General features: G+C 54.7%; 1 protein-coding gene. It reads left to right on the forward strand.

The window, feature by feature from the left end; genetic code table 11:
• The coding region (locus M5G20_RS30135) for an IS110 family transposase (RefSeq protein ID WP_273922134.1) at positions 1-763 on the forward strand (763 nt) is incomplete at its 5' end.
• Between the last annotated feature and the right edge of the window lie 128 nt (positions 764-891).

The raw sequence follows: 891 nt of genomic DNA on the forward strand, positions 1-891 counted from the left end.
ATATCACCAGGGCTACGAGGTGATCGTGAGCAACCCTGCGCGGGTTTTTCACTTCAAGAAAAGTGAAGGTATCCACTACAAGACGGACAAGGTGGATGCCAAGTTGCTGGCTGATTTTGCCGAGGCCAAGCACAAGAAACCCCTGACGCCCTGGCAGCCGGAAGCACCGGCGTTGCGCCGCCTACGCGTGCTGTTACGTCGCCTGGAGGATCTACAAGAGATGTTGCAAATGGAGCGCAATCGTCTGGGGGTGGCCGACGCCGACGTCCAGGCATCAATCCAGGCGCATATCAGTCACATCGAAAACGATATTGCCCAGACAAGACGGAGGGTTGAAGACCAGATCGACGACGATCCCGACCTGCGTGGTCGACGTGAGCTGCTGCTCTCGATTGATGGTATCGGGAACAAAACGGCTGCCGTGATTCTTGCTGAACTGGGTGATCCTACGGAGTTTCGCAGCGCCCGCGCGATCGTTTCATTTGCGGGTTTGAACCCACAGCTGGCGGAATCTGGGACCTTCAAAGGCCGTACCCCGATCAGTAAGGCAGGCTCGGGGCGCATACGTAAGGCGTTGTATCTACCCAGCATCACAGCAATGAACATGAGTGAGCCAATGATGGCGATGAAGGCCCGTTTGAAGGCTAAAGGAAAAGCGGGCAAGCAGATCGTCTGTGCCGTGATGCGCAAAATGCTGCATATCGTCTTTGGGGTGCTGAAATCGGGACAACCTTATGACCCGAAGTTAGCACTTGCCCGGTGACGGGCAAGACGGTATCTACAGGTTTGAGGTGATTTTGGGATCCAATTTATACCGTTAGTCGGTAAAACCCGGATTATGGCGGTGATGGCATTGTGCTTACTTCAGCTTTGGGTCAGCCAGGTCTAGAG

Source organism: Pseudomonas sp. TNT2022 ID1044 (genome assembly GCF_028656895.1).
Taxonomy (GTDB): Bacteria; Pseudomonadota; Gammaproteobacteria; order Pseudomonadales; family Pseudomonadaceae; genus Aquipseudomonas; species Aquipseudomonas reinekei.